This window comes from Variovorax sp. P2_H12 (assembly GCF_056403395.1).
This window is the reverse complement of the sequence record NZ_JBFUFO010000305.1, coordinates 1-374: the sequence shown is the minus strand read 5'-3', so window position 1 is coordinate 374 and position 374 is coordinate 1. Positions and strand designations below refer to the sequence as shown.

Here is a 374-nt window from a genome sequence, read left to right as displayed (position 1 = left end):
GGAAGAGGCCGTCCGCGTGGCCGGAGCGTTGCACCCGATCGGGCGGATCGCCCAGCCGGACGAGATCGCGGCGTTCGTGGCCTTTCTCCTCAGCGACGAAGCGACGTTCATCACCGGAGCCGCACTCGCCATCGACGGCGGCATGACCGCCGCATGACAGATGCCGGACGGTACTGCGGGTAAAGCCGCCCACAGGCAAGTGGCAGCACCGGCGCTGACCGCGTCCGGCTGCGATGCGCCGGCTGGTGTCAGTGGGGTGGTGTCAGTGACGGTGCGTCAAATTGATGGGCTCGTGCTGGTGGTGTCAGTGGATGACGCGGATGTCACTGACATGTGGGTGGTGTCAGGCGTGGCTGTCGCTGTCGTGGGCTGGT

General features: G+C 66.8%; 2 protein-coding genes. Both read left to right on the top strand.

Annotated elements, in window-relative coordinates; genetic code table 11:
- Positions 1 to 157: SDR family oxidoreductase (locus AC1DYK_RS36245; protein ID WP_478170665.1), on the top strand; the 157-nt coding region annotated here is incomplete at its 5' end.
- Positions 158 to 160: 3 nt separating this feature from the next.
- The coding region (locus AC1DYK_RS36240; protein WP_478170664.1) for a hypothetical protein at positions 161 to 374 on the top strand (214 nt) is incomplete at its 3' end.